We start from the raw sequence: 21,035 nt of genomic DNA, 5'->3' as shown, positions 1-21,035 counted from the left end.
CGCTCCCACGCATTTCTTATGGGTGACTCAGAGTGGCCGGGTGACGAACAGGCCGTCGTCATGGCCGTCTTCGGCGCCGCTGTATTCCTGCACGGTGACGGTGCGGATCGGGCTGCCCTTGGCGGCCAGGATCTGGTCGATGGCACCGGAGAACCAGCCGGTGAACATGTAATCCACCTTGCGATTCACCTTGCCGTACACGTAGACGAAGGCCGAGTGCTTGAGCTTGACCTCGGCATGGCCGGTTTCCAGGTCGAGCTTCTGCGTTTCGAACAGTCCCCAGCCGCGCTGCGACAGGCGCTTCATGTAGTGCTCGAATACCGCCGCGCCGGAAATGCCGTGGCACTCGGCTTCCTTCTCACACCAGTGCCAGGCGGATTTGTAGCCGGCCTTGTAGAGGATCTCGGCGTACTTGTCGGCGCCGAGCACTTCCTCGATGCCCATGTGGTTGTTGACGAAGAAGTGGCGCGGCACATAGAGCATCGGCAGGGCGTCGGTGGTCCAGACGCCGGTTTCGTCGTCGACTTCGATGGGCATTTCGGGGGCGTGGGTGGCCATGTGTGTTCAGCTCCAGAATTCGTTGGTTTTTGCCCTCTCCCCAACCCTCTCCCGCAAGCGGGAGAGGGGGCTGTCCGTGCATGCACAGCTTCAAGTGCATGCCGGCCGCTTTGCTCCCCTCTCCCATTTATGGGAGAGGGGCCGGGGGAGAGGGCGTGGTTGGAAAGGCTTACTCGCCCCAGACGTCCTTCAATACGCGCACCCAGTTCTCGCCCATGACCTTGCGTACCACGCGCTCGGGCATGCCGCGCTTGAGCAGGGTCTCGGTGAGGTTGGGGAACTCGCCGACGGTGCGGATGCCTAGCGGGTTGACGATCTTGCCGAAGTTGGTCAGGCGGCGGGCGTAGCCCTTGTCGTGGGTCAGCCACTCGAAGAAGTCCTTGCCGTGGCCCTGGGTGAAATCGGTGCCGATGCCGATGGCGTCTTCGCCGACGATGTTCATCACGTACTCGATCGCCTCGGCGTAATCGTCGATGGTCGAGTCGATGCCCTTGGCCAGGAACGGCGCGAACATGGTCACGCCGACGAAACCGCCGTGGTCGGCGATGAACTTCAGCTCGGCATCGGACTTGTTGCGCGGATGTTCTTTCAGGCCCGAGGGCAGGCAGTGGGAATAGCAGACCGGCTTTTTCGATTCGAGGATGACTTCCTCACTGGTCTTGGAGCCGACGTGGGACAGGTCGCACATGATGCCGACACGGTTCATCTCGGCGACGATCTCGCGGCCGAAGCCGGACAGGCCTCCGTCGCGCTCGTAGCAGCCGGTACCGACCAGGTTCTGGGTGTTGTAGCACAGCTGCACGATACCCACGCCGAGCTGCTTGAACACCTCGACGTAACCGATCTGATCTTCGAACGCATGGGCGTTCTGGAAGCCGTAAAGGATGCCAGTCTTGCCCTGCTCCTTGGCCTTGCGGATGTCGGCGGTGGTGCGCACCGGGATGACCAGGTCGCTGTTCTCGCGGATCAGGTTATTGCTGGCGACGATGTTGTTCACCGTGGCCTGGAACCCTTCCCATACGGACACGGTGCAGTTGGCCGCAGTCAGGCCACCCTTGCGCATGTCCTCGAACAACTCGCGGTTCCACTTGGCGATGATCAGACCGTCGATGACGATGCTGTCGGCGTGCAATTCGGCTGGGCTCATCAGGCTTGTCCCCTAAACAGATGCGCCGAGTCGGTCGTCGGCGCTTTGGGGAGAGCTTATCCCTGGGGGGCAGGGCGACCCGGTGCAAAAACGACTGGGGGTTTGCCGAAAGCGTCAAATGGAGGTCGTGAACGGATACGTCACGAGCCGGGGGTCATTTCGGTTTGTACGCGCAATACCCCGGTCGTGGACCGACCTTGGGGTGATGACGACAGGTGTCCGGGCGCTTGTCGTAGACGGTGCACAGCCGCGTCTTGCGATCGAGGAACAGGCAGTCGTTATTGGACATGCGGATCAGGGTGAAGATGCCCGACTTCTGGTTGAAGCGCTCGACGATGCCGTCCTTCTGCAGACGCTTGGCGATGTTCTTCGGCGGTTCGCTGCGCTCAAACTCGTCCACCAGCTCCAGGCGGATCAGGTCATTCAGGCGCACCTCAACAGGCATGGTGCAGCAGGTGGACATGCAGCTATGGCACATGTCTGCCGTGTATTTGGCCCAGGTTTCCAGGCGGTCGATCTCTGCAGCGGCTATCAGGCGGGTTTTTATCATGATGCTCGGGTAGGCCTGTCTTGTGCGGCGGACTGTTCGCTTCGCTCCCGAGTCCGCCCTACGGTCACGGGGCGGCGATGATAGCGGGCGCGGGGAGTTTGTGAAGCACCGGCTGGCGGCTGATCGCTTTGCGTTGTGCCTGTGAACGGCTTGGCAGTCGTCTCTCTGGGTGTGGGTCGGCGCGGCTCCTATACTGTGGCTCGTCTCGGGCGGCCAGCAGGAACGTGAGGCGACTTCTTTCTCAGGATTGGGACATAACGCATGCAATGGATTTTCATGCTGGTCGGTTTGGTGCTCGGCGTGGGCGTCAGCGAATCGGTCACGGGTGCGCTTCTTGGCGGTCTGATCGGCCTCAGCCTGGGCCAGGCGCTGCGTCTGCAAGGGCTGGAGACGCGTAATGCGCAACTGACTGCGCAGCTCAAGGACTTCGCCGAGCGCTTTGATCGCGGAACTCGTGCCATCCACGAGCGCCTGGTCAAGGTCGAGCAGGGCGAGCGAAGCGAACCTGAGCCGGTTCCCGCGTCTGCTGACCCTGTCGCCAGTTCCGTGCCCGAGGCCCAGCCCGAGCCGGTCGTTGCTGAAGAGCCCGAGCTGGACTGGACACTTGATCCGCTGCCTGAAATCGAAACATCGCAGCCTGTCGCAGAACCTGCGCCACTGGCTGCTCAGGTCGCTCACCAGCCGCAACCGGCAGCGCAGCAAAGCCCCTGGCGCGAGCAAGCGCCGCGTGAACCGAACCTGATCGAGCGTGGCATCGCCGCGGCCAAGGCTTGGCTGTTCGGCGGCAACACCGTGCTGCGAGTCGGCGTGGTACTGCTGTTTCTCGGCCTGGCCTTCCTCCTGCGCTACGCCACCGAAGGTGTCGAGGTACCGGTAGAGTTGCGTTACATGGGTGTTGCGGCCAGCGCCCTGGCGTTGCTTGGCCTGGGCTGGTGGTTGCGCCGACGCAATCGCAACTACGCCCTGGTGCTGCAGGGCACCGGCATCGCCGTGCTGTACCTGACGGTGTTCGCCGCGATGCGCCTGCATCCACTGCTCGATCCGGGCATGGCGCTCGGCCTGCTGGTGGCGGTGACGCTGTTCTCGGCGATTCTCGCCGTGCAGCAGAATGCCCTCGGCCTGGCGGCTGCAGCGGCGCTGGGTGGTTTCGCCGCGCCGATTCTCACATCCACCGGCAGCGGCAACCATGTCGCGCTGTTCTCCTATTTCGCTCTGCTCAACGCCGGCATCTTTGCCATCGCCTGGTTCAAGGCTTGGCGTCTGCTCAACCTGATCGGCTTCGTCGGCACCTTCGGTATCGGTTTCGCCTGGGGCCTGCGTTCCTACACGCCCGACCTGTTGTGGAGCACCGAACCGTTCCTGCTGCTGTTCTTCCTGATGTACGTGGCCATCGGTTTGCTGTTCGCCCGCTGCACCCTGCGTGACGCGGCGGATGCGCCCGAGGCACGTGATGAATTGCTGCGCTGGTCGCTACGGCGTGGCGATTACGTCGATGCCACCACGCTGTTTGGTCCGCCGCTGGTGGGGTTCGGCCTGCAGGTGGCGCTGGTGCGGCATATCGAGTTCGCCGCTGCCTTCAGCGCGCTCGGCATGGGGCTGTTCTATTTACTGTTGGCGCGCGTGCTCAAGGCGCGTGCCGGCGAACGCGCGTTGCTGCTGGTGGAAACCTGCCTGGCGCTCGGCGTGGTATTCGCCAGCCTGGCCATACCGCTTGGCCTGGATGCGCGCTGGACGGCGGCCGCCTGGGCCGTGGAAGGCGCCGGCATTTATTGGCTTGGTCTGCGTCAGGGACGGCCACTAGCGCGTGCCTTCGCCCTGTTGCTGCAGGTGGGCGCGGCGCTGGCCTTCGTCAGTGGGCTGGATTTCGGCTACGACAGCCTGCTCGACGGCTCGCCGCTGGGTGCGCTTATGCTCGGTGCGGCGCTGCTGTTCAGCTATTGGCAGTCGCGCTCGATGCCTGGCGCGGCCAACGCCTGGGAACTCCGACTGCTGCCCTGGTTGGGCCTGGCCGGGCTGGCGTTTCTCTACCTGATCGCACCGCTGCTGTTCGAGGCCCCCGGTACCGCCATCGCCTGGGCGCTGGCCGGCCTGGCGACGCTGTTCGTCGGCCTGCGCATCGCCGCGCCGAGCTTCGTCTACAGCGCATTCACCGTGCAGTTGCTCGGCGGGCTGCTGTTCCTCGGGCAGATGGCGCTGGATTCGCTGGTTGGCCGCAGCGGCTTGAGCGCTGGTTGGTTTGGCTTGCTGGCGGCGTCGATGGTCGGTCTGGGGCTGATCGCCGGCATGCTGCTGGCCGCGCGTGATCCGCAGATTCGAGAGAATCGCCGCCTACTCGGCGCCCTGTCGCTGGTGATGCTGGTGGGCCTGGTATTTATCAACCTGGCGGTGCTGTTCGTCCTGCCCTGGGTGGCGGCTGCCGCTGTGTGGGGCGGCACGGGCCTGCTGATTCTGTGGCTGGCGCTGTATCTGCAGCAGCGCGCGGCGTTCCTGTTCAGCTTGGCGCTGCAGGTCTTCGCTGGCCTGGCCTTCCTTGCCGCTGGGCCGTTGCTGCTGTCGGGTATCAGTGGCGAGGGCTTGTCGCCGCTGGCGCACACCGGCTTCTGGACGCCCGCTGTGCTCGGCCTGGCCGCGCAGATTGGCGCCTGGTGCCTGCAGGGGCTGGCGCGTAGCGGCCGTAATACGGGCATCGATGGCCTCAGTCTGCAGCGCCTGGGCCAGCTGTTGCTGGCCTGGGGGGCGGCCTGGTGGGCCCTGGCTTTGGCCAGTGAGGTGCTGCGCTTCGTGAGCGACGACATGCAGGCCAGCATGTTGCTGGTACTGGCTGCGCTGTCGGCGCTGCTCTGGATGCTGCTGGCGTTACGCACCCGCTGGCGCGAGTTGGCGGTGCTATGCAGCCTGCTGGCACCGGTGGCAGGCCTGATTCTGGCCTATGCCTGGCATCCGCTGTATCACCCAGCGGCGAACTATGGCTGGCTGGGTTGGATCGCTGTGCTCGCCGCGCATCTGTTGATGCTGAGGCGTTTGAGCGCGCTGCTACCGAACACCGCCGCCAGCGTCGCTCATGTACTCGGTTGCTGGTTGTTGCTTGGCGTGCTGGCGTTGGAGCTGCGTTATCTGCTGCTGAGTCTGTCCGAGCACTACAACGCCTGGCGCTGGTTGGGCTGGGCGTTGATACCTACTGCCTATCTGTGGGCCATGGCCCAGTCGCGTCGCCTGCCCTGGCCGGTGGCCAGTTTCGACCGTGAGTACCGGCTTTGGGCGGCGGCGCTGCTGGCAGCATTGATGCTCGCCTGGTTCTGGCTGGCCAATGCCAATAGCGCCGGTGATAGCGATCCGCTGCCTTATCTGCCGCTGTTCAATCCACTGGAGTTGGGTTTGCTGCTGTGTCTGGGCGCGCTGTTTGTCTGGGCACGTGATGCGCTGCCGCGTTTCGGCCTGGCACCGGTGCGAGTGCTGCCGGTGGTGCAGGGCGTCGCAGGTGTTTCGCTGTTTGCCCTGCTGACGGTGACGGTGATGCGTACCGCGCACCACTGGGGTGGTGTGCCCTGGCAGACGTCAGCGTTGTTCGATTCGATGCTGGTGCAGGCCGGGCTGTCCATCGTCTGGACCCTGATCGCCCTGGCGCTGATGCTCTTTGGGCATCTACGCGTACGCCGCGAGCTGTGGCTGTTAGGTGCTGCGCTGATCGCCCTGGTGGTAGCCAAGTTGTTCTTCGTCGAGCTGGGCAACCGTGGTGGCCTGGAGCGCATCGTCTCGTTCATCGGGGTCGGTGTGCTGTTGCTGGTGGTGGGCTATTTCGCCCCGCTGCCGCCGCGCAAGGCCGAAAAGTCGGCTGCTGAGGAACAGGAGTCTGCCGTATGAAACTCATCCGTTGGGGCCTGCTCCTGGGGTTGTCGCTGAGTGCACTTAGTCAGGCCAGTGAGACACCTCAGGACTATCGGCACAGCGCTGCCCTGCAACTCGCTGGTGAGGGCCCCTGGTATCGCCTTGAGCTGCCCTTCGCTGCTCACCTCGCCGCCGGACATGGTGATTTGCGCGATCTACGCGTATTCGACAGCAATGATCAGATGCAGGCCTACGCGTTGATTCCGGGGCATAGCGAGACCGTGCAGCAGGAACAGGAGCATGGTGTGCGCTGGTTTCCGTTGCGGGGCCGCGCCGATGCCCAGGAAATGCCTGCGCTGCGCGTCGAGCGCAGCACCACTGGCACGCTGATCGAACTTCGCGGCGATGCACCGGCCAAAAGCGAGCAGCAACTGCGCGGCTGGTTGCTCGATGCCAGCGCCATCGATGCGCCGCTGGTGCGTCTGAATCTGGACTGGAGCGGGGCAGAGGAAGGATTTCAGCGTTTCAGCATCGAGGCCAGTGACGATCTGCAGCACTGGCGTAGTTGGGGAGACGGGCAGGTGGCGCGTCTGAGCTTCGCCGATGAGCGTATCGATCAGCGTCAGGTCGAACTGCCTGGGCAGCGTGCCCGTTATCTGCGTCTGCTGTGGCGCAATCCTGCCCAGGCCCCGCAACTGCAGGCCGTTACCCTGCGCAGTCAACGGCAGGCTCATCAGGCTGCGCCGCTGGTATGGTCCGAGCCCATGTCGGCGCAGACCAGCGCTGAGGGGCTGTACCAGTGGCAGTTACCGCTGGCCCTGCCTCTGGAACGGCTGCGTATCGCGCTGGAGCAGAGCAATACCCTGGCGCCACTGCGTATCGAGGCGCGTAGCAGCGATCAGGGCACCTGGCGTCCTCTGGTCAGCGGGGTGCTCTATCGCTTGCCCGAATCCGGGCGCGAAGTTGTCAACGATGCATTGGCCCTGCCCGGTTGGCCGCTGCAACAACTGCGTGCGCAAGTCGATGCCCGTGGCGGCGGCTTGGGTGTGGAAACGCCACGCTTGCAGGTCGCGCTGCGTGCCACGCAACTGGTGTTTCTCGCCCGTGGCGAGCCGCCTTATCGGCTGGCGTTGGGTAGCTCGAGCGCGCAGTCGGCAGCCTTGCCACTGCACACCCTGATCCCCGGTTATCAGGCGGAGCGACTTGTCAGTCTTGGCCGTGCCGAGTTGACCGAGGCGTTTGCCTCTGCGCTCGAGCCACAAGCCGGCTCCGGCCAGGACTGGCAGCGCTGGGGACTCTGGGTTGTACTGTTAGTGGGCGTTGTGTTGCTGGCCGCGATGGCCGCCAGTGTGCTGCGCCGCCCGCCGGACGTCTGAGAGGTATGGACCAATAAAGCCCAGCTGCGGCAGGGCTTTTGCCGTATCTAGGCACCCCGCGCCACTCCAGCATTGAAGGTCAGGAAGGCCCTTGTGTATTTCGATTCGCGTCATCTTCCAGTCGTCTTGTGTCGCGTGTGTACGTGATTCAAGTGCTGCCTCGCCGGGAATGCGGCGGCGTCGCTGATGCAGGCCTGCATGGCTTCGGGCTGGAGTTTCTCGGCACCGGTAATGGTGACGCTGCTGGTGTGTCTGGGGGGGATCCTGCTGGCGCACTGGGTGACCCGCCAGCGCGACTTTCCCGGAGGTGAGAGTTTCATACTGCTGCATCTGGCCAGCCTCTGCTGGATGGTTACTGCAGCGCTGGAAATGACCTTCCTCAGCGCCACCTCAGTGAACTCAAGCTGGCTGAAGCACTGGCGCTGAGCGAGGAGCGCCTGCGCACCATCTCCAGCCTGCATGAACAACTGCGCGAACAGGCCCTGTGTGATCCGCTGACCGGGTTGTACAACCGTCGTTATCTGGATGAGTTCTTCGAGCGCGAGCTGGCCAGGGCATAGCGCGAGAACCTGCCACTGGCGATGGCCCTGATCGATCTCGATCACTTCAAGTGCCTCAACGACGAATGTGGCCACCTGGTCGGCGACGACGTACTCAAGGCCGTCGCGCAGCACCTGCTGGACAACCTGCGCAGCACCGATGCGGTGTTTCGTATCGGCGGCGAAGAGTTTCTGCTGATATTGCCGGGCGCCGATCCGCGCGAGGCCAGCGAGCGCCTGCAGAGCATCTGCGCGCAACTGGCGACTCGCGATGTCGCCACCCGTGGCGGCGACCAGCGCGTGACCCTGTCTGCCGGCCTGGCCCATTGGCCTGAGCAGGGGCAGGCACTCGACGAGCTGCTGCAGGCTGCCGACGCTGCGCTGTACCAGGCCAAACGCGACGGGCGCAATCGTGTTTGCTGGCTGCTGGCAGGCGCCGATCTCAGCCATCCATCCCGGCAGGCAGCATTGCGCGGCGACTCGGGTTAAACTGCGCGCGATTTTTCCCCTTTCCGGAGCCGTCCATGTCCCGCGTCACCCTGAGCCGCTACCTGATCGAGCAGACTCGCAGCCACAACACCCCGGCCGACCTGCGTTTCCTTATCGAAGTCGTGGCGCGGGCCTGCAAGGCGATCAGCCATCAGGTGTCCAAGGGCGCCCTCGGCGGCGTGCTGGGCAGCCTGGACAGCGAAAACGTGCAGGGCGAAGTGCAGAAGAAGCTCGACGTGATCTCCAACGAAATCCTCCTCGAAGCCAACGAGTGGGGCGGCCACCTGGCCGGCATGGCCTCCGAGGAAATGGACAACGCCTACCAGATCCCCGGCAAGTACCCCAAAGGTGCCTACCTGCTGGTGTTCGACCCGCTGGACGGCTCCAGCAATATCGACGTCAACGTCTCGGTCGGCACCATCTTCTCGGTGCTGCGCTGCCCCGAGCGCAACGGTGAAACCGGCGACCTGGGCGAGGACGCCTTCCTCCAGCCGGGCACCCAGCAGGTCGCTGCCGGCTACGCCATCTACGGCCCGCAGACCATGCTGATGCTGACCCTGGGCGATGGCGTGAAGGGCTTCACCCTGGATCGTGAACTCGGCAGCTTCGTGCTCACCCACGACAACATCAAGGTGCCAGAGTCGACCAAGGAATTCGCCATCAACATGTCCAACCAGCGCCACTGGGAAGCCCCGGTGCAGCGTTACGTCTCCGAGCTGCTGGCCGGTGAAACCGGGCCGCTGGGGCGTAACTACAACATGCGCTGGATCGCCTCGATGGTGGCCGACGTGCACCGTATTCTCACTCGCGGTGGTGTGTTCATGTACCCGCGTGATGCCCGTGAGCCGGACAAACCGGGCAAGCTGCGCCTGATGTACGAGGCCAACCCGATGTCGATGATCATCGAGCAGGCTGGTGGCGCTGCGACCGACGGTAACCAGCGCATTCTCGATATCCAGCCCACTTCCCTGCACCAGCGCGTGCCGGTATTCCTCGGTTCCAAGGAAGAAGTGCTGCGTATCACCGCCTACCACCGCAACTGATGAGCGCCTGGCAACCGCTGCTCGACTGGTGGTTCGCTGCCGAAGTCGCCGCAGCACGCCAGGGGTTGTGGTTCGGCAAGCGCGACAGCCAGGACCGTGAGGCAGAGGCGCGGTTCGGCGCCCTGGTCGAGCGGGCGCTGGCTGGCGATCTCAAGGATTGGCTGGATGACCCGCAGGCTTGGCTGGCACAGCTGATCCTGCTCGATCAGCTGCCGCGCATGATCTTTCGCGATACGCCTCGGGCCTTTGCCGGCGACAGCCGGGCTCGCCCATTGCTGCAGGAAGGGCTTGAGCGTGGCTGGGATCGTAGGCTGACGCCGATCCAGCGGGTGTTTGCCTATCTGATCTTCGAGCACGCCGAAGATCTGCCCTTGCAGGACCGCGCGGTCGAGCTGTTTGCTGATCTGCTGAACGAAGCCGCTGTCGATGAGCGGCCATTGTTCGCCGATTTCCTCGATTTTGCCGAGCGTCATCAGCGGGTGATTGTCCGTTTCGGTCGCTTTCCTCATCGCAATGCGATTCTCGGTCGCGCCTCCACTGACGAAGAGCAAGCCTTCCTGCGGGAACCCGGCTCGCGTTTCTGAACTCCAAGCGGGCAAGTCGTCGCCGGCTATGCCAAGCTTGCTGGCACCTTCCCATCAGGAGCTTCATCCATGTCGATGCGTATCGTCGCGTTGCTCGCCTGTTGCCTGCTCGCTGCCTGCAGCAAGGTCAATCAGGAAAACTACTCCAAGCTCAAGGCCGGTATGAGCAAGCAGGAAGTGGAAAGCCTGCTCGGCGCGCCCGGTGAGTGTGCCGGCGCACTGGGGATGACCAGTTGCACCTGGGGCGACGACAAGGCCTATATCAGTGTCCAGTACGCCGGGGACAAGGTCATGCTGTTCTCCGGCAAGGGACTCAAGTAAACAGGAGCTTCCATGCGTTCGATCCTAATCGCCAGCGCCATTCTCGCCCTGGCCGGCTGCGCCAATTCCGGTACCGGCAGCATCCCCAAACCGCCACCGCAGACCATGCAGGTCGACCTGCAGCGCTACCAGGGCACCTGGTACGAGCTGGCGCGCCTGCCGATGTTCTTCCAGCGCAACTGCGTGCAGTCCGAAGCGCATTACGGTCTGCGTGACGATGGCCGCATCGACGTGACCAACCGCTGCCGTGACAAGGACGGTGAGTGGATCGAGGCCAAGGGCGTCGCCGAGTCTCAGGTCGAGGGGCGCACCGACAAGCTGTGGGTACGCTTCGATAACTGGGCCAGCAAGCTGCTGCCGATCAAGGGCGACTATTGGGTGATCTACCACGACGAGGACTATCGCGTGGCGCTGGTCGGTCACCCGGAGCACAAGTACCTGTGGCTGCTCGCGCGCACCCCTGAGGTGGATCAGGAAACCCGCGATAAATTGCTCAGCGTCGCGCGTGAGCAGGGTTACGTCACCTCGGACCTGATCTGGCGTCAGGCCGATTGATACACCCATAGCTGGCTTGCCTCGGCTACGTAACGGGGTGCGTTAGGCCCGCTCCCCTGTAGGAGCGAGCTTGCTCGCGATCAGATCGGCTGGCGAACATCGAGGGATCGCCGGCAAGCCGGCTCCTACGTAGGCGGGGGCCGGGCTACGCTTTCACTCCCAGTCCAGGCGCGCCAGCTTCCATTCGCTGCCGTCGAGCCACCATTCCAGCTTCACCGAATAGTGCCGCGCGCTGTCGGGGATCAACCCCTCGGCGCCACTCAGGCCTACCTGAGCTTCGGTATAGCCCTTGCTGCTGATCGCAGCATCGATCCAGCTGTTCTTGCCCAGTGCGATGACCTTGATGTTCTTGTGGCGCAGGAACAGCAGGGTCATGGTGCGCTTGGCCCATTCACGGTCCAGCTCCTGGCGGGCGAGGAAGTCGCCATGCAACTGCTCCAGCACTGCAGCGGTGCTCTTGGCCTCGATGTTGTCCTGCAACTGCTGAACGGCCGCCTCCAGCGCCGCCTGCGGGACGTCCTTGCCGCCGCAGCCGCCCAGCAGCAGGGCGAAAAACAGCGCCAGGGGCCAGGCCAGAAAGCGTATCGACATGCTGAAACTCCTTTTTCATGGTTATGATGCCGGGCAGAGTGGAACACGGCAGTTGTAGCCCAGCCAACAGGAGCCAACCATGCAGACTTTGTACCCGGAGATTAAACCCTACGCTCGCCATGAACTGGCGGTCGAGCAACCGCACGTGCTGTACATCGACGAGAGCGGCTCTGCGGATGGGTTGCCGGTGTTGTTCATCCATGGCGGCCCCGGCGCCGGCTGCGATTCTGCCAGCCGCCGTTACTTCGATCCCGCCCTGTACCGCATCGTCACCTTCGACCAGCGCGGCTGTGGTCGTTCGACGCCGCACGCGAGTCTGGAGAACAACACCACCCAGGCGCTGATCGCCGATATCGAGCGTATTCGCGAGCATCTGGGCATCGACAAGTTCGTGCTGTTCGGTGGCTCCTGGGGCTCGACCCTGGCGTTGGCCTATGCACAGGCGCATCCGCAGTGCGTGCATGGACTGATCCTGCGCGGCATCTTCCTGTGTCGGCCGCAGGAGTTCAGCTGGTTCTATCAGGAAGGCGCCAGCCGCCTGTTCCCCGATTACTGGGAGGATTACGTGGCGCCCATCCCGGTCGAGGAGCGCGGCGACCTGATGCAGGCCTTCTACAAGCGCCTGACGGGTACCGACCAGATCGCCCAGATGCATGCGGCCAAGGCCTGGTCGACCTGGGAGGGGCGCACTGCCACCCTGCGTCCGAACACTCAGGTGGTCGAGCGCTTCAGCGAGGCGCATCGGGCGCTGTCCATCGCCCGTATCGAGTGCCACTACTTCGTCAACGACGCCTTCCTCGAGCCTAACCAGCTGCTCCGTGACATGCCGAAGATCGCGCATCTGCCGGGCATCATTGTGCATGGCCGATACGACGTTATCTGCCCGTTGGACAATGCCTGGGCGTTGCATCAGGCCTGGCCCAACAGCGAGCTGCAGATCATCCGTGACGCCGGCCACTCGGCGGCCGAGCCGGGTATCACCGATGCGCTGATCCGCGCTGCCGAACAGATGGCCCGGCGCCTGCTCGACCTGCCGCCGGAGGATGCATGAAGCTGCTGATCCAGCGCGTCAGCGGTGCACGGGTGGAGGTCGCAGGTGAGGTGGTTGGCAGCATCGATCAGGGCCTGCTGGCGCTGGTCGGCATCGAGCCGCAGGACGATCAGGCCAGCCTGGCCCGCGCCCTGCACAAGTTGCTGAACTATCGGGTGTTTAGCGATGACGCTGGCAAGATGAATCGCTCGCTGACGGATGTGCAGGGTGGTCTGCTGCTGGTTTCGCAATTCACCCTGGCCGCCGATACCAGGAGCGGCATGCGCCCGAGCTTTTCCAGTGCTGCCTCACCGGTTCAGGGCGCTGCACTGTTCGACGGTCTGGTCGAACTGGCCAGAGCCCAGCATCCGCAGGTCGCCACCGGCCGTTTTGGCGCGGATATGCAGGTGCATCTGGTCAACGATGGGCCGGTGACCTTCCTGCTCGAGGTATAGCGGTAGCTTGTGGGAGCGAGCTCTGCTCGCGAATGCTGGCGACTCGAACGCTTCGCGAGCAGAGCTCGCTCCTACAGGTTGATCGTTCGTGTTTAGAACAATCTGGCCAGCAATGCCGGCACCGCCGTCTCCACCCGCAAGATGCGTTCGCCCAACTGCACAGGTTGCAGGCCTGCGGCTTCGCGCAGCAGATCGACTTCGTAGGGAATCCAGCCACCTTCCGGGCCGATGGCCAGGGTCACGGCCTCCTGCACTGCACGCGGGCAGGTCGGGTAATCACCGGGGTGGCCGGTCAGGCCAAGTGTGCCGGCTGCCAGGGCTGGTAGGCGATCCTCGACGAAGGGCTTGAAGCGTTTCTCGATGCTCACTTCGGGCAGCACCGTGTCGCGCGCCTGTTCCAGGCCGAGGATCAGCTGTTCGCGAATGGCCTCGGCCTCGAGAAACGGTGTCTGCCAGAAACTCTTCTCCACCCGGTAGCTGTTGACCAATACCAGGCGCGCCACGCCCATGGCGCTGACCGTCTGCAGCACGCGCTTGAGCATCTTCGGGCGGGGCAGGGCGAGGATCAGGGTCAGCGGTAGCTTGGCCGGTGGCGGCTGGTCGAGACTGACATGCAGTTCGGCATGCTCGGCATCCAGGGCGATCAGTCGACCTTCGCCCATCAGCCCGCCAAGATGACCGACGCGCAGGCGATCACCGGTCTCGGCGCGATGCACGTCATGTAGATGTTTCAGGCGCCTGCCACTGAGGCGTACCCGCTCGCCACCGACGAAGTCGGCGTCCTCCAGTAGCAGCAGGTTCACGGCAGTGGTGCGGGAGGTTGGTCTTCGGGCTTGGCTTCTTCTTCGCTCTGTTCCTGGTCGCGCTTGCGCTTGACCAGCGCGCCAGCCAGTACACCGGCTTCGAACAGTAGCCACATCGGCACGGCCAACAGGGTCTGCGAGAACACGTCCGGCGGCGTCAGCACCATGCCGACCACGAAGCAACCGACTATCACATAGGGTCGGCTCTTGCGCAGGGTGGCGACATCGACAATGCCGACCCAGATAACCAGGAAGGTAGCGATAGGGATTTCGAAGGCCACGCCAAAGGCGAAGAACAGCGTCAGGACGAAATCCAGGTACTGGCCGATGTCGGTCATCATCGCCACGCCTTCCGGGGTCACGCTGGCGAAGAAGCCGAACATGATCGGGAACACCACGAAGTAGGCGAAGGCCATGCCTGCATAGAACAGGAAAATACTCGAAATCAGCAGCGGCACCGCGATGCGCCGCTCATGGGTGTACAGCCCCGGTGCGATGAAGCCCCAGATCTGGTGCAGGATCACCGGCATGCCGAGAAACAACGCACACATCAGGGTCAGCTTGAAGGGCGTCAGGAACGGCGAGGCGACCCCTGTGGCGATCATCGTCGCGCCTTCTGGCAGATAGGCGCGTAACGGCGCAGCGACCAGGGCGTAGATATCCTGAGCGAAGTAGAACAGGCCGGCGAAGATCAGCACGATGATCACTACACAGCGCAACAGGCGAGTACGCAGCTCGGCCAGGTGCGAGACCAGAGGCATTTCCTGGTCGGCTTGTGGATTATTGCTCATGGCTGGGGATTCTTGTCCTGAACGCTCGGGGCCGTGTCGGCAGTCGGTTTGGCGCTGTTCTCAACTGGCGGATCGTCGCTTTTGCCGGTGCCGAGAATGTCCTGCTTCATCGCCTGCATTTCCCGCTCGAGTTCGAGAATCCGCTCGTTATGCAACTGGCGGCGAATCTCGTCGGCGCCTATCTCGCGCTCTACCTCGGCCTTGATCGAGTTGAAGCTGCGCTTGATCCGGCCGATCCACAGGCTGGCCGTACGCACGGCGCCTGGCAGGCGCTCAGGGCCGAGCACCACCAGGGCCACCAGACCGACCAGCAGCAGTTCGGTAAAACCGATGTCGAACATGGCTTAGTCTTTCTTCGCTGGCTCTTCGACCTTGCGTGCCTGGGCGTCGATGGTCTGGCCCTTGGGCTCTTCGACTGCCGGTTTCTCGGCTTCGCCATTGTCCATCGATTTACGGAAGCCCTTGATCGCGTCGCCCAGGTCCGAGCCCAGGCTCTTCAGGCGCTTGGTGCCGAACAACATGACCACGATGAGCAGGATGATCAGGAGTTGCCAGATGCTGATACCGCCAAAACCCATGATATGTACTCCGTAATGAAGGTTTATTCGGATTGCGGTCGCGCGGCTTTTTCCGCGTGGCCGGAGAGGCCGAAACGACGATCCAGTTCGTCCAGCACGGCCTGCGGATGCTGGCCGAGAGCGGCAAGCATGACCAGGCTGTGGAACCACAGATCGGCAGTTTCGTAGATCAGGTCCTGACAGTCACCGCTGACGGCGGCGTCCTTGGCGGCGAGGATGGTTTCCACCGATTCCTCGCCGACCTTTTCCAGAATCTTGTTCAGGCCCTTGTGATACAGGCTGGCGACGTAGGAGCTGTCGGGTGCCGCACCCTTACGCGCTTCCAGTACGTCGGCCAGGCGGCTCAGGGTGTCACTCATGGCTATGTCCTGCATAGATGGCGTGCGGGTCTTTCAAAACGGCATCGACGGTTTTCCAGGCGCCGTTCTCGTACACGCGGTAGAAGCAGCTCTCACGCCCGGTGTGGCAGGCGATGCCGCCCAGTTGCTCGACCATCAGTACGATGACATCGGCGTCGCAGTCCAGGCGCAGTTCGTGCAGTTTCTGCACATGGCCGGACTCTTCGCCCTTGCGCCACAGCTTGCCGCGCGAGCGCGACCAGTAGATGGCGCGATTCTCGGCGGCGGTGAGCGCAAGGGATTCGCGGTTCATCCAGGCCATCATCAGGATGCGGCCACTCTGGTAGTCCTGGGCGATGGCCGGCACCAGGCCGTCTTCGTTCCAGTGGATTTCGTCGAGCCAATCGTTCATCGGTATTCCGTATCTGTTGCGTCGGGCCTCGGCCCGTGAATTCCTCAAGTGTGCCAGTGCCGCAGCCAACTGGCTATCGGCGCAGTATCAGATAGAGCCCGCCGCCGACCATCAGCCAGGCTGGCCAGGTGGCCAGCAGTGGTGCCAGGCCTTGCATGGCGCCGGCGCCGATCAGTGCCGCGCCAAGCAGGCGCAGTGGCCAGTGATCGCGCGGTGCAGTGGTCTGGACCTGTACCGGCTGCTGCAGACGCTCCAGGGTGTCGCGGGCGATCTGTGACAGGTGCGGTACCTGCTCGGCTTGTTGCTGCAGGTTGCGCAGCAGGTGCAACGGGCTGATGCGCTCGCGCATCCAGCGTTCGAGGAAGGGCTGCGCGGTGCTCCACAGATCCAGATCGGGGTAGAGCTGACGGCCGAGGCCTTCGATGTTGAGCAGGGTCTTCTGCAGCAGCACCAGCTGCGGCTGCACTTCCATGTTGAAGCGCCGGGCGGTCTGGAACAGGCGCAGCAGCAACTGGCCGAAGGAAATGTCCTTCAGCGGTTTCTCGAAGATCGGCTCGCACACGGTGCGAATCGCCGCCTCGAACTCGTTGACCTTGGTGTCGGCCGGTACCCAGCCCGAGTCGATGTGCAACTGCGCGACCTTGCGGTAGTCGCGCTTGAAGAAGGCGATCAGGTTGCGCGCCAGGTAGTCCTGGTCCTCGTCGGTGAGGCTGCCGATGATGCCGCAGTCGATGGCGATGTACTGCGGGCTCCACGGCGTGCGGGTGCTGACGAAGATGTTGCCGGGGTGCATGTCGGCGTGGAAGAAGCTGTCGCGGAACACCTGGGTAAAGAAAATCTCCACGCCGCGCTCGGCCAAAAGTTTCATGTCGGTGCGCTGGTCGGCCAGGGTCGCCAGGTCGGTCACCGGGATGCCGTAGATGCGCTCCATTACCAGCACCTGGTGGCGGCACAGGTCCCAGTACACCTGCGGTACGTAGAGCAGTGGCGAGCCGTCGAAGTTGCGCCGCAGCTGGCTGGCGTTGGCTGCTTCGCGCAGCAGATCAAGTTCATCGAAGATGGTTTTTTCGTAGTCGCTGACCACTTCCACCGGGCGCAGGCGGCGGGCATCGGCCGAGGCTTTCTCGGCGATACGGGCGATCAGGAACAGCCAGGCCAGATCCTGGCGAATCACCGGCTTGAGGCCAGGGCGCACCACCTTGACCACCACCTGCTCGCCGCTTTTCAGCTGCGCGGCATGCACCTGAGCCACCGAGGCCGAGGCCAGGGGCTGGCTGTCGAAGCGGGCGAACAGCTCGCTCACCGGGGCGCCAAGCTGGGCTTCGATCAGGGCGATGGCCTGATCTTCCGGGAAGGGCGGTACCTGATCCTGCAGGCGCGCCAGCTCATCGGCGATATCCGGCGGCAGCAGGTCGCGGCGGGTGGACAGCAGTTGGCCGAACTTGATGAAGATCGGCCCCAGGTCTTCCAGCGCCAGACGCAGGCGTGCGCCGCGCGACAGCTCCAGCGGCTTGCGCGGCAGCCAGCGCCAGGGCAGCAGGCAGGACAGCGCGCGCAGCCAGAATGGCAGCGGTAGCTCGAAGAGCATCTCGTCCAGTTGATAGCGGATGACTACGCGCTGGATGCGCAACAGGCGGCGAACGGCAAGCAGCTTCATGCGTCGGACTTATTGGCAGAAGTGAGGCGCTCGATGCGTGCTTCCAGGCGGTCGAGGGCGAGTTTGAGTTGATCCAGCTCGGCGAAACGCGCATCGGCTTCGCGCTGGCCCACCAGGGTGCGTGATTCTTCGGCCAGGTAGTCGGCCAGATTCTGCTTGAGGCTGGCGGCGCCGTGGCTGGCGAGATTGACCCGGCTGCGCAGGTGACCGGCGAGCAGGGTAGTGGCCACCGGGCCGAGCCAGCGCGAGATTTCGTATTCCCAGTCCAGCTCCAGATCCTGGAGGATGCCGGCGAGTTGCAGCAGCACCGCGCTGTCGCCATCGAGCGACACTTCCGGGCGGTGCAGGATGGCGGTTTTCTCGCGGCTCAGGGCCAGGCGCACCAGGCTGGCGGCAGGTGCGGTGAGCGTGCAGTCGGCGGGTGCATGCCACTGTGCGGCGAGTTGCAGGCCATCACCACTGGGCAGGATGAACAGCTCCAGTGCCGGGTTCTGGCACTGCATGGCGATGACCTTGCCACTCAGTGCCTGCAGACGCGGCAACGCCGTGCCATCGAGGCGCAGGGCGCGGTTGAGGCCCGCCTCGACGCCCGCCAGCAAGCCCGTGATGAGCATTAAGGCTTGATGCCGCGATGCAGGGCGACGATGCCGCCAGTCATGTTGTGGTAGGTGACGCGCTCGAAGCCGGCGTCGACCATCATCGCCTTGAGGGTTTCCTGATCCGGGTGCATGCGGATCGACTCGGCCAGGTAGCGGTAGCTTTCCGAGTCATTGGTGATCAACTTGCCGGCCAGCGGCATGAAGCTGAATGAGTAGGTGTCGTAGACCTTGGCCAGCAGCGGGTTGCCAGGCTTGGAGAACTCCAGCACCAGCAGGCGACCGCCGGGTTTGAGCACGCGCAGCATCGAGCGCAGGGCGTCTTCCTTGTGGGTGACGTTGCGCAGGCCGAAGGCGATGGTGACCACGTCGAAGTGGTTGTCGGGGAACGGCAGCTTCTCGGCATCGGCCTGGACGAACTGCACGTTGCCGGCCACGCCTTTGTCCAGCAGGCGGTCGCGACCGACCTTGAGCATCGAGTCGTTGATGTCGGCCAGCACCACTTGCCCGGTCGGACCGACGATGCTGGAAAACTTGCGGGTCAGGTCACCGGTGCCGCCAGCGATGTCCAGCACGCGGTTGCCGGTGCGCACGCCGGACAGTTCGATGGTGAAGCGCTTCCACAGACGATGCAGGCCACCGGACAGCACGTCGTTCATCAGGTCGTACTTGGCCGCCACCGAGTGAAAGACTTCGGCCACTTTTTCCGCCTTCTGGCTTTCCGGCACATCCTGGAAACCGAAGTGGGTGGTGGGTTCCTGCTCCTGGGCCTTGCGTGGATCGCTCATGTCGCTCTCACCGGGTAGAAAACCGCACCATTCTAAAGGCGCCTGGCGCCTTTGTCTTGCCTGGGTGCCCGCTCGCCCGATGGGCTGGTAGAGTGATGTGACCTCATGCCGCAGCCGTGCGGCACGCCGCCAGTTCAAGGAGTTGCCATGTCCCGTATTCGTGTCGAACGATCCCATTCCCTCGGTCGCGAGGCCGCCCGCGAGAAGGCCGAACGACTGGCCGAGCGCCTGGCCAGCGAGTACGACGTGCGCTATCGCTGGAACGGCGACACCCTGGAGTTCAAGCGCAGCGGTGCCGACGGCAGTATCGCGGTGGGTGAAGACACTGTGCGTGTGGAGCTCAAGCTCGGGCTGTTGCTGTCGCCCATGGGCGGCATGATCCAGCGCGAGATCGAGCAGGTGCTGGACAAATCGCTGGCCTGAGAGCAGCGGCAAGCCAGTAGGGTGCGCTGTGCCCGCCGCCATTGGGTCGCATTGAACATGCATGCTGTCGCCTGTTCCTAGTATGCGATTTCTAATTTTTCTCCTTAGGGTGTACCCAAGCCTGCATTCCGTGGGCGTTTCCGCTAACTGTCAAAGCGCGTGAGGTGCACCATGTCGAAAGTTGCCGTGAAGAAAAAAGTAGAAGCCGTGGTCGAAGACAAAGCCGGTCTGTTCGACGACGTGAAGGGCTATGCCCGCAAGATCTACCTCGCTGGCCTGGGCGCTTACGCCAAGGCGGGTGTCGAGGGGGCCGAATACTTCAAAGAGCTGGTCAAGGCCGGTGAAGGCGTCGAAAGCAAAGGCAAGAAGCTGGTCGACGAGCAGGTAGAAGCCGCCAACAGCCAGATCGAATCGGTCAAGCAGTCGGTCAATAGCAATGTCACCAGTGTTAAAGGCAAGGTCGAAGTTCAGCTCGACAAGATCGAGAAGGCTTTCGATACTCGTGTGGCTTCCGCTCTGAACCGTATCGGCATTCCGTCCAAGCAGGATGTTGAAGCACTCTCTGCTAAGCTGGATGAGCTGAGCGCGTTGCTCGAGCATGTCGCGCGTACCAAATAAGGAGATCAGGATGGCTGTTAAGAAGAAAACCGAGAAACAGACCAGCTCCTGGATCGGCGAGGTCGAGAAATACTCGCGTCAGATCTGGTTGGCAGGCTTGGGCGCTTATTCCAAGGTCAGCAAGGACGGCACCAAGCTGTTCGACGCGCTGGTCAAGGACGGCGAGAAGGCTGAAAAGCAGGCCAAGAGCGAAGTCGACAAACAGGTTGGCGCGGTGAAAGCCGGCGTTGGTTCCAAGGTCGGCTCCGCCAAGTCCAAGGTCGATGAGGTCAAGGACAAGGCAATTGGCAAGTGGAGCGAGCTGGAAGAGGCGTTCGACAAGCGTCTGAACAATGCCATCTCGCGTCTGGGCGTACCCAGCCGCAACGAGGTCAAGGCATTGAATGACAAGGTCGACAGCCTGACCAAGCAGCTGGAGAAAATCACTGGCGTATCGGCCAAGTCGGTCGCCAAGCCTGCTGCCAAAGCTGCGCCCAAACCTGCCGCGAAGGCTGCCGCCAAGCCTGCTGCGAAGCCGGCCGCCAAGGCCGCTGCCAAACCGGCTGCCGCGAAACCTACAGCCGCCAAGCCGGCAGCTAAACCTGCGGCGAAACCGGCAGCCAAGGCCGCAGCGAAACCCGCTGCCAAGCCTGCAGCTAAGCCTGCTACAGCGAAGAAGCCGGCTGCGAAGAAACCGGCAGCACCCAAGGCAGTTGCGCCGAAACCGGCTGCACCGGCTCCGGCCGCCGCTGCAACGCCGGCCGCTGCACCGGCTCCGGCTGCCACCCCGGCAACTCCAGCCACCCCGTCCTGAGTTTCTCGGGACTGAAAACGCCCGGCCTAGTGCCGGGCGTTTTCGTTGTGCGCCAGGCATGGCGCGTAGCGCCGTGACTGGCGCTGTTCGGTTCACTGTGGTGGTGGACTGGACGACTTGGAGGTGAAAGTCCTCTACACACCCGGCAAGGGGAAGTGTTAGCCAGAGGCAAGGG

General features: G+C 63.5%; 25 protein-coding genes and 1 pseudogene. 13 read left to right on the top strand and 13 right to left on the bottom strand.

From position 1 onward, the window contains the following. Positions 1-27: 27 nt before the first annotated feature. The 3 genes from PSOLE_RS00130 to PSOLE_RS00120 all read right to left on the bottom strand — a co-directional run bounded on the left by PSOLE_RS00130 (position 28) and on the right by PSOLE_RS00120 (position 2,255). Positions 28-558, bottom strand: coding sequence for a DUF5943 domain-containing protein (locus PSOLE_RS00130; RefSeq protein ID WP_074855231.1), 531 nt, complete (start codon positions 556-558; stop codon positions 28-30). Positions 559-727: 169 nt separating this feature from the next. Further along, positions 728-1,705, bottom strand: a complete 978-nt coding sequence (locus PSOLE_RS00125) for a dipeptidase (protein WP_074855232.1) — start codon at positions 1,703-1,705, stop codon at positions 728-730. Between the two features lie 154 nt (positions 1,706-1,859). After that, positions 1,860-2,255 carry a YkgJ family cysteine cluster protein gene (locus PSOLE_RS00120; RefSeq protein WP_074855233.1) on the bottom strand — a complete coding sequence of 132 codons (396 nt, stop codon included), beginning with the start codon at positions 2,253-2,255 and terminating at the stop codon, positions 1,860-1,862. Between the two features lie 261 nt (positions 2,256-2,516). Here PSOLE_RS00120 and PSOLE_RS00115 point away from each other — a divergent pair, with 261 nt between their 5' ends. The 8 genes and pseudogenes from PSOLE_RS00115 (at position 2,517) to PSOLE_RS00080 (ending at position 10,987) form a co-directional block, all read left to right on the top strand. Continuing rightward, positions 2,517-6,116: a DUF2339 domain-containing protein gene (locus tag PSOLE_RS00115; protein WP_074855234.1), complete on the top strand. Its 3,600-nt coding sequence runs from the start codon at positions 2,517-2,519 to the stop codon at positions 6,114-6,116. Next, positions 6,113-7,456: a DUF3999 domain-containing protein gene (locus PSOLE_RS00110; protein WP_074855235.1), complete on the top strand. Its 1,344-nt coding sequence runs from the start codon at positions 6,113-6,115 to the stop codon at positions 7,454-7,456. The genes PSOLE_RS00115 and PSOLE_RS00110 overlap by 4 nt, the downstream gene beginning before the upstream one ends. 198 nt (positions 7,457-7,654) lie before the next feature. Next, entirely contained in the window at positions 7,655-7,882 is a 228-nt protein-coding gene (locus PSOLE_RS00105) for a histidine kinase N-terminal 7TM domain-containing protein (protein WP_158212576.1), read from the top strand. After that, positions 7,828-8,484 (top strand): annotated as a pseudogene (locus PSOLE_RS00100) (GGDEF domain-containing protein); the annotation flags it as partial. The gene PSOLE_RS00105 and the pseudogene PSOLE_RS00100, both read left to right, overlap by 55 nt. Positions 8,485-8,519: 35 nt before the next feature. Next, positions 8,520-9,527 carry a class 1 fructose-bisphosphatase gene (locus PSOLE_RS00095; RefSeq protein ID WP_074855237.1) on the top strand — a complete coding sequence of 336 codons (1,008 nt, stop codon included), beginning with the start codon at positions 8,520-8,522 and terminating at the stop codon, positions 9,525-9,527. Next, positions 9,527-10,111, top strand: a complete 585-nt coding sequence (locus tag PSOLE_RS00090; RefSeq protein ID WP_074855238.1) for a DUF924 family protein — start codon at positions 9,527-9,529, stop codon at positions 10,109-10,111. Before PSOLE_RS00095 ends, PSOLE_RS00090 begins: the two co-directional genes overlap by 1 nt. Positions 10,112-10,180: 69 nt before the next feature. Continuing rightward, the gene (gene bamE, locus PSOLE_RS00085; protein WP_024306606.1) at positions 10,181-10,432 is read left to right on the top strand and encodes an outer membrane protein assembly factor BamE domain-containing protein; all 252 of its coding nucleotides are present in this window, start codon (positions 10,181-10,183) and stop codon (positions 10,430-10,432) included. A gap of 12 nt (positions 10,433-10,444) precedes the next feature. Then, positions 10,445-10,987 (top strand): lipocalin family protein, encoded by a 543-nt coding sequence (locus PSOLE_RS00080; RefSeq protein ID WP_003458961.1) that lies wholly within the window; start codon positions 10,445-10,447, stop codon positions 10,985-10,987. Positions 10,988-11,140: 153 nt separating this feature from the next. On the opposite strand, the gene PSOLE_RS00075 is transcribed toward PSOLE_RS00080, so the two are convergent. Continuing rightward, positions 11,141-11,578, bottom strand: a complete 438-nt coding sequence (locus PSOLE_RS00075) for a hypothetical protein (RefSeq protein WP_003458963.1) — start codon at positions 11,576-11,578, stop codon at positions 11,141-11,143. A 79-nt stretch (positions 11,579-11,657) separates the two neighbouring features. Between PSOLE_RS00075 and pip the strand changes: the two genes are divergently transcribed. Together pip and dtd are read left to right on the top strand one after the other, a co-directional pair. Then, a complete protein-coding gene (gene pip, locus PSOLE_RS00070) occupies positions 11,658-12,629 on the top strand; it encodes a prolyl aminopeptidase (protein WP_074855239.1) in 972 nt (323 codons plus the stop codon). Then, positions 12,626-13,063, top strand: coding sequence for a D-aminoacyl-tRNA deacylase (dtd, locus tag PSOLE_RS00065; RefSeq protein WP_074855240.1), 438 nt, complete (start codon positions 12,626-12,628; stop codon positions 13,061-13,063). Before pip ends, dtd begins: the two co-directional genes overlap by 4 nt. Positions 13,064-13,155: 92 nt before the next feature. Here dtd and PSOLE_RS00060 read toward each other — a convergent pair whose 3' ends face one another. The 9 genes from PSOLE_RS00060 to ubiE all read right to left on the bottom strand — a co-directional run bounded on the left by PSOLE_RS00060 (position 13,156) and on the right by ubiE (position 19,026). Continuing rightward, positions 13,156-13,866: a 16S rRNA (uracil(1498)-N(3))-methyltransferase gene (locus PSOLE_RS00060; protein WP_074855241.1), complete on the bottom strand. Its 711-nt coding sequence runs from the start codon at positions 13,864-13,866 to the stop codon at positions 13,156-13,158. Next, on the bottom strand, positions 13,863-14,657 hold the full coding sequence (tatC, locus tag PSOLE_RS00055; protein WP_074855242.1) for a twin-arginine translocase subunit TatC: 795 nt from the start codon (positions 14,655-14,657) through the stop codon (positions 13,863-13,865). The genes PSOLE_RS00060 and tatC overlap by 4 nt, the downstream gene beginning before the upstream one ends. Beyond that, a complete protein-coding gene (tatB, locus tag PSOLE_RS00050; RefSeq protein ID WP_074855243.1) occupies positions 14,654-14,998 on the bottom strand; it encodes a Sec-independent protein translocase protein TatB in 345 nt (114 codons plus the stop codon). Before tatB ends, tatC begins: the two co-directional genes overlap by 4 nt. Before the next feature lie 3 nt (positions 14,999-15,001). After that, entirely contained in the window at positions 15,002-15,235 is a 234-nt protein-coding gene (tatA, locus tag PSOLE_RS00045; RefSeq protein ID WP_011920744.1) for a twin-arginine translocase TatA/TatE family subunit, read from the bottom strand. Between the two features lie 23 nt (positions 15,236-15,258). After that, on the bottom strand, positions 15,259-15,594 hold the full coding sequence (locus tag PSOLE_RS00040) for a phosphoribosyl-ATP diphosphatase (protein WP_074855244.1): 336 nt from the start codon (positions 15,592-15,594) through the stop codon (positions 15,259-15,261). Continuing rightward, positions 15,587-15,985 carry a phosphoribosyl-AMP cyclohydrolase gene (gene hisI, locus PSOLE_RS00035; RefSeq protein ID WP_074855245.1) on the bottom strand — a complete coding sequence of 133 codons (399 nt, stop codon included), beginning with the start codon at positions 15,983-15,985 and terminating at the stop codon, positions 15,587-15,589. The genes PSOLE_RS00040 and hisI overlap by 8 nt, the downstream gene beginning before the upstream one ends. Before the next feature lie 73 nt (positions 15,986-16,058). Beyond that, complete coding sequence (gene ubiB / locus PSOLE_RS00030) at positions 16,059-17,642, bottom strand: ubiquinone biosynthesis regulatory protein kinase UbiB (RefSeq protein ID WP_074855246.1); 1,584 nt, start codon at positions 17,640-17,642, stop codon at positions 16,059-16,061. Then, positions 17,639-18,256: a ubiquinone biosynthesis accessory factor UbiJ gene (locus tag PSOLE_RS00025; RefSeq protein ID WP_003458974.1), complete on the bottom strand. Its 618-nt coding sequence runs from the start codon at positions 18,254-18,256 to the stop codon at positions 17,639-17,641. Before PSOLE_RS00025 ends, ubiB begins: the two co-directional genes overlap by 4 nt. Then, positions 18,256-19,026: a bifunctional demethylmenaquinone methyltransferase/2-methoxy-6-polyprenyl-1,4-benzoquinol methylase UbiE gene (gene ubiE / locus PSOLE_RS00020; protein ID WP_017678521.1), complete on the bottom strand. Its 771-nt coding sequence runs from the start codon at positions 19,024-19,026 to the stop codon at positions 18,256-18,258. The genes PSOLE_RS00025 and ubiE overlap by 1 nt, the downstream gene beginning before the upstream one ends. Before the next feature lie 147 nt (positions 19,027-19,173). Here ubiE and PSOLE_RS00015 point away from each other — a divergent pair, with 147 nt between their 5' ends. The 3 genes from PSOLE_RS00015 (at position 19,174) to PSOLE_RS00005 (ending at position 20,860) form a co-directional block, all read left to right on the top strand. Then, entirely contained in the window at positions 19,174-19,449 is a 276-nt protein-coding gene (locus tag PSOLE_RS00015; RefSeq protein ID WP_017678522.1) for a polyhydroxyalkanoic acid system family protein, read from the top strand. Between the two features lie 171 nt (positions 19,450-19,620). Beyond that, positions 19,621-20,067 (top strand): phasin family protein, encoded by a 447-nt coding sequence (locus PSOLE_RS00010; protein WP_017678523.1) that lies wholly within the window; start codon positions 19,621-19,623, stop codon positions 20,065-20,067. A gap of 10 nt (positions 20,068-20,077) precedes the next feature. Then, positions 20,078-20,860, top strand: a complete 783-nt coding sequence (locus PSOLE_RS00005; RefSeq protein WP_074855247.1) for a phasin family protein — start codon at positions 20,078-20,080, stop codon at positions 20,858-20,860. The last annotated feature ends 175 nt before the right edge of the window (positions 20,861-21,035 follow it).

Source organism: Pseudomonas oleovorans subsp. oleovorans (assembly GCF_002197815.1).
Lineage (GTDB): Bacteria > Pseudomonadota > Gammaproteobacteria > Pseudomonadales > Pseudomonadaceae > Aquipseudomonas > Aquipseudomonas oleovorans.
This window is presented reverse-complemented; position numbering and strand designations above follow the sequence as displayed.

Bases quoted from the DNA above. Each gene is read 5' to 3' on its own strand.
- pip (WP_074855239.1), top strand. From the start codon at position 11,658: ATGCAGACTTTGTACCCGGAGATTAAACCCTACGCTCGCCATGAACTG.
- hisI (WP_074855245.1), bottom strand. From the start codon at position 15,985: ATGAACGATTGGCTCGACGAAATCCACTGGAACGAAGACGGCCTGGTG.
- PSOLE_RS00095 (WP_074855237.1), top strand. From the start codon at position 8,520: ATGTCCCGCGTCACCCTGAGCCGCTACCTGATCGAGCAGACTCGCAGC.
- tatA (WP_011920744.1), bottom strand. From the start codon at position 15,235: ATGGGTTTTGGCGGTATCAGCATCTGGCAACTCCTGATCATCCTGCTC.
- PSOLE_RS00105 (WP_158212576.1), top strand. From the start codon at position 7,655: ATGGCTTCGGGCTGGAGTTTCTCGGCACCGGTAATGGTGACGCTGCTG.
- PSOLE_RS00130 (WP_074855231.1), bottom strand. From the start codon at position 558: ATGGCCACCCACGCCCCCGAAATGCCCATCGAAGTCGACGACGAAACC.
- PSOLE_RS00010 (WP_017678523.1), top strand. From the start codon at position 19,621: ATGTCGAAAGTTGCCGTGAAGAAAAAAGTAGAAGCCGTGGTCGAAGAC.
- PSOLE_RS00015 (WP_017678522.1), top strand. From the start codon at position 19,174: ATGTCCCGTATTCGTGTCGAACGATCCCATTCCCTCGGTCGCGAGGCC.
- ubiE (WP_017678521.1), bottom strand. From the start codon at position 19,026: ATGAGCGATCCACGCAAGGCCCAGGAGCAGGAACCCACCACCCACTTC.
- PSOLE_RS00110 (WP_074855235.1), top strand. From the start codon at position 6,113: ATGAAACTCATCCGTTGGGGCCTGCTCCTGGGGTTGTCGCTGAGTGCA.
- PSOLE_RS00040 (WP_074855244.1), bottom strand. From the start codon at position 15,594: ATGAGTGACACCCTGAGCCGCCTGGCCGACGTACTGGAAGCGCGTAAG.
- PSOLE_RS00080 (WP_003458961.1), top strand. From the start codon at position 10,445: ATGCGTTCGATCCTAATCGCCAGCGCCATTCTCGCCCTGGCCGGCTGC.
- PSOLE_RS00025 (WP_003458974.1), bottom strand. From the start codon at position 18,256: ATGCTCATCACGGGCTTGCTGGCGGGCGTCGAGGCGGGCCTCAACCGC.
- PSOLE_RS00090 (WP_074855238.1), top strand. From the start codon at position 9,527: ATGAGCGCCTGGCAACCGCTGCTCGACTGGTGGTTCGCTGCCGAAGTC.
- PSOLE_RS00075 (WP_003458963.1), bottom strand. From the start codon at position 11,578: ATGTCGATACGCTTTCTGGCCTGGCCCCTGGCGCTGTTTTTCGCCCTG.
- tatB (WP_074855243.1), bottom strand. From the start codon at position 14,998: ATGTTCGACATCGGTTTTACCGAACTGCTGCTGGTCGGTCTGGTGGCC.
- ubiB (WP_074855246.1), bottom strand. From the start codon at position 17,642: ATGAAGCTGCTTGCCGTTCGCCGCCTGTTGCGCATCCAGCGCGTAGTC.
- PSOLE_RS00125 (WP_074855232.1), bottom strand. From the start codon at position 1,705: ATGAGCCCAGCCGAATTGCACGCCGACAGCATCGTCATCGACGGTCTG.
- PSOLE_RS00120 (WP_074855233.1), bottom strand. From the start codon at position 2,255: ATGATAAAAACCCGCCTGATAGCCGCTGCAGAGATCGACCGCCTGGAA.
- tatC (WP_074855242.1), bottom strand. From the start codon at position 14,657: ATGAGCAATAATCCACAAGCCGACCAGGAAATGCCTCTGGTCTCGCAC.
- dtd (WP_074855240.1), top strand. From the start codon at position 12,626: ATGAAGCTGCTGATCCAGCGCGTCAGCGGTGCACGGGTGGAGGTCGCA.
- PSOLE_RS00115 (WP_074855234.1), top strand. From the start codon at position 2,517: ATGCAATGGATTTTCATGCTGGTCGGTTTGGTGCTCGGCGTGGGCGTC.
- bamE (WP_024306606.1), top strand. From the start codon at position 10,181: ATGTCGATGCGTATCGTCGCGTTGCTCGCCTGTTGCCTGCTCGCTGCC.
- PSOLE_RS00005 (WP_074855247.1), top strand. From the start codon at position 20,078: ATGGCTGTTAAGAAGAAAACCGAGAAACAGACCAGCTCCTGGATCGGC.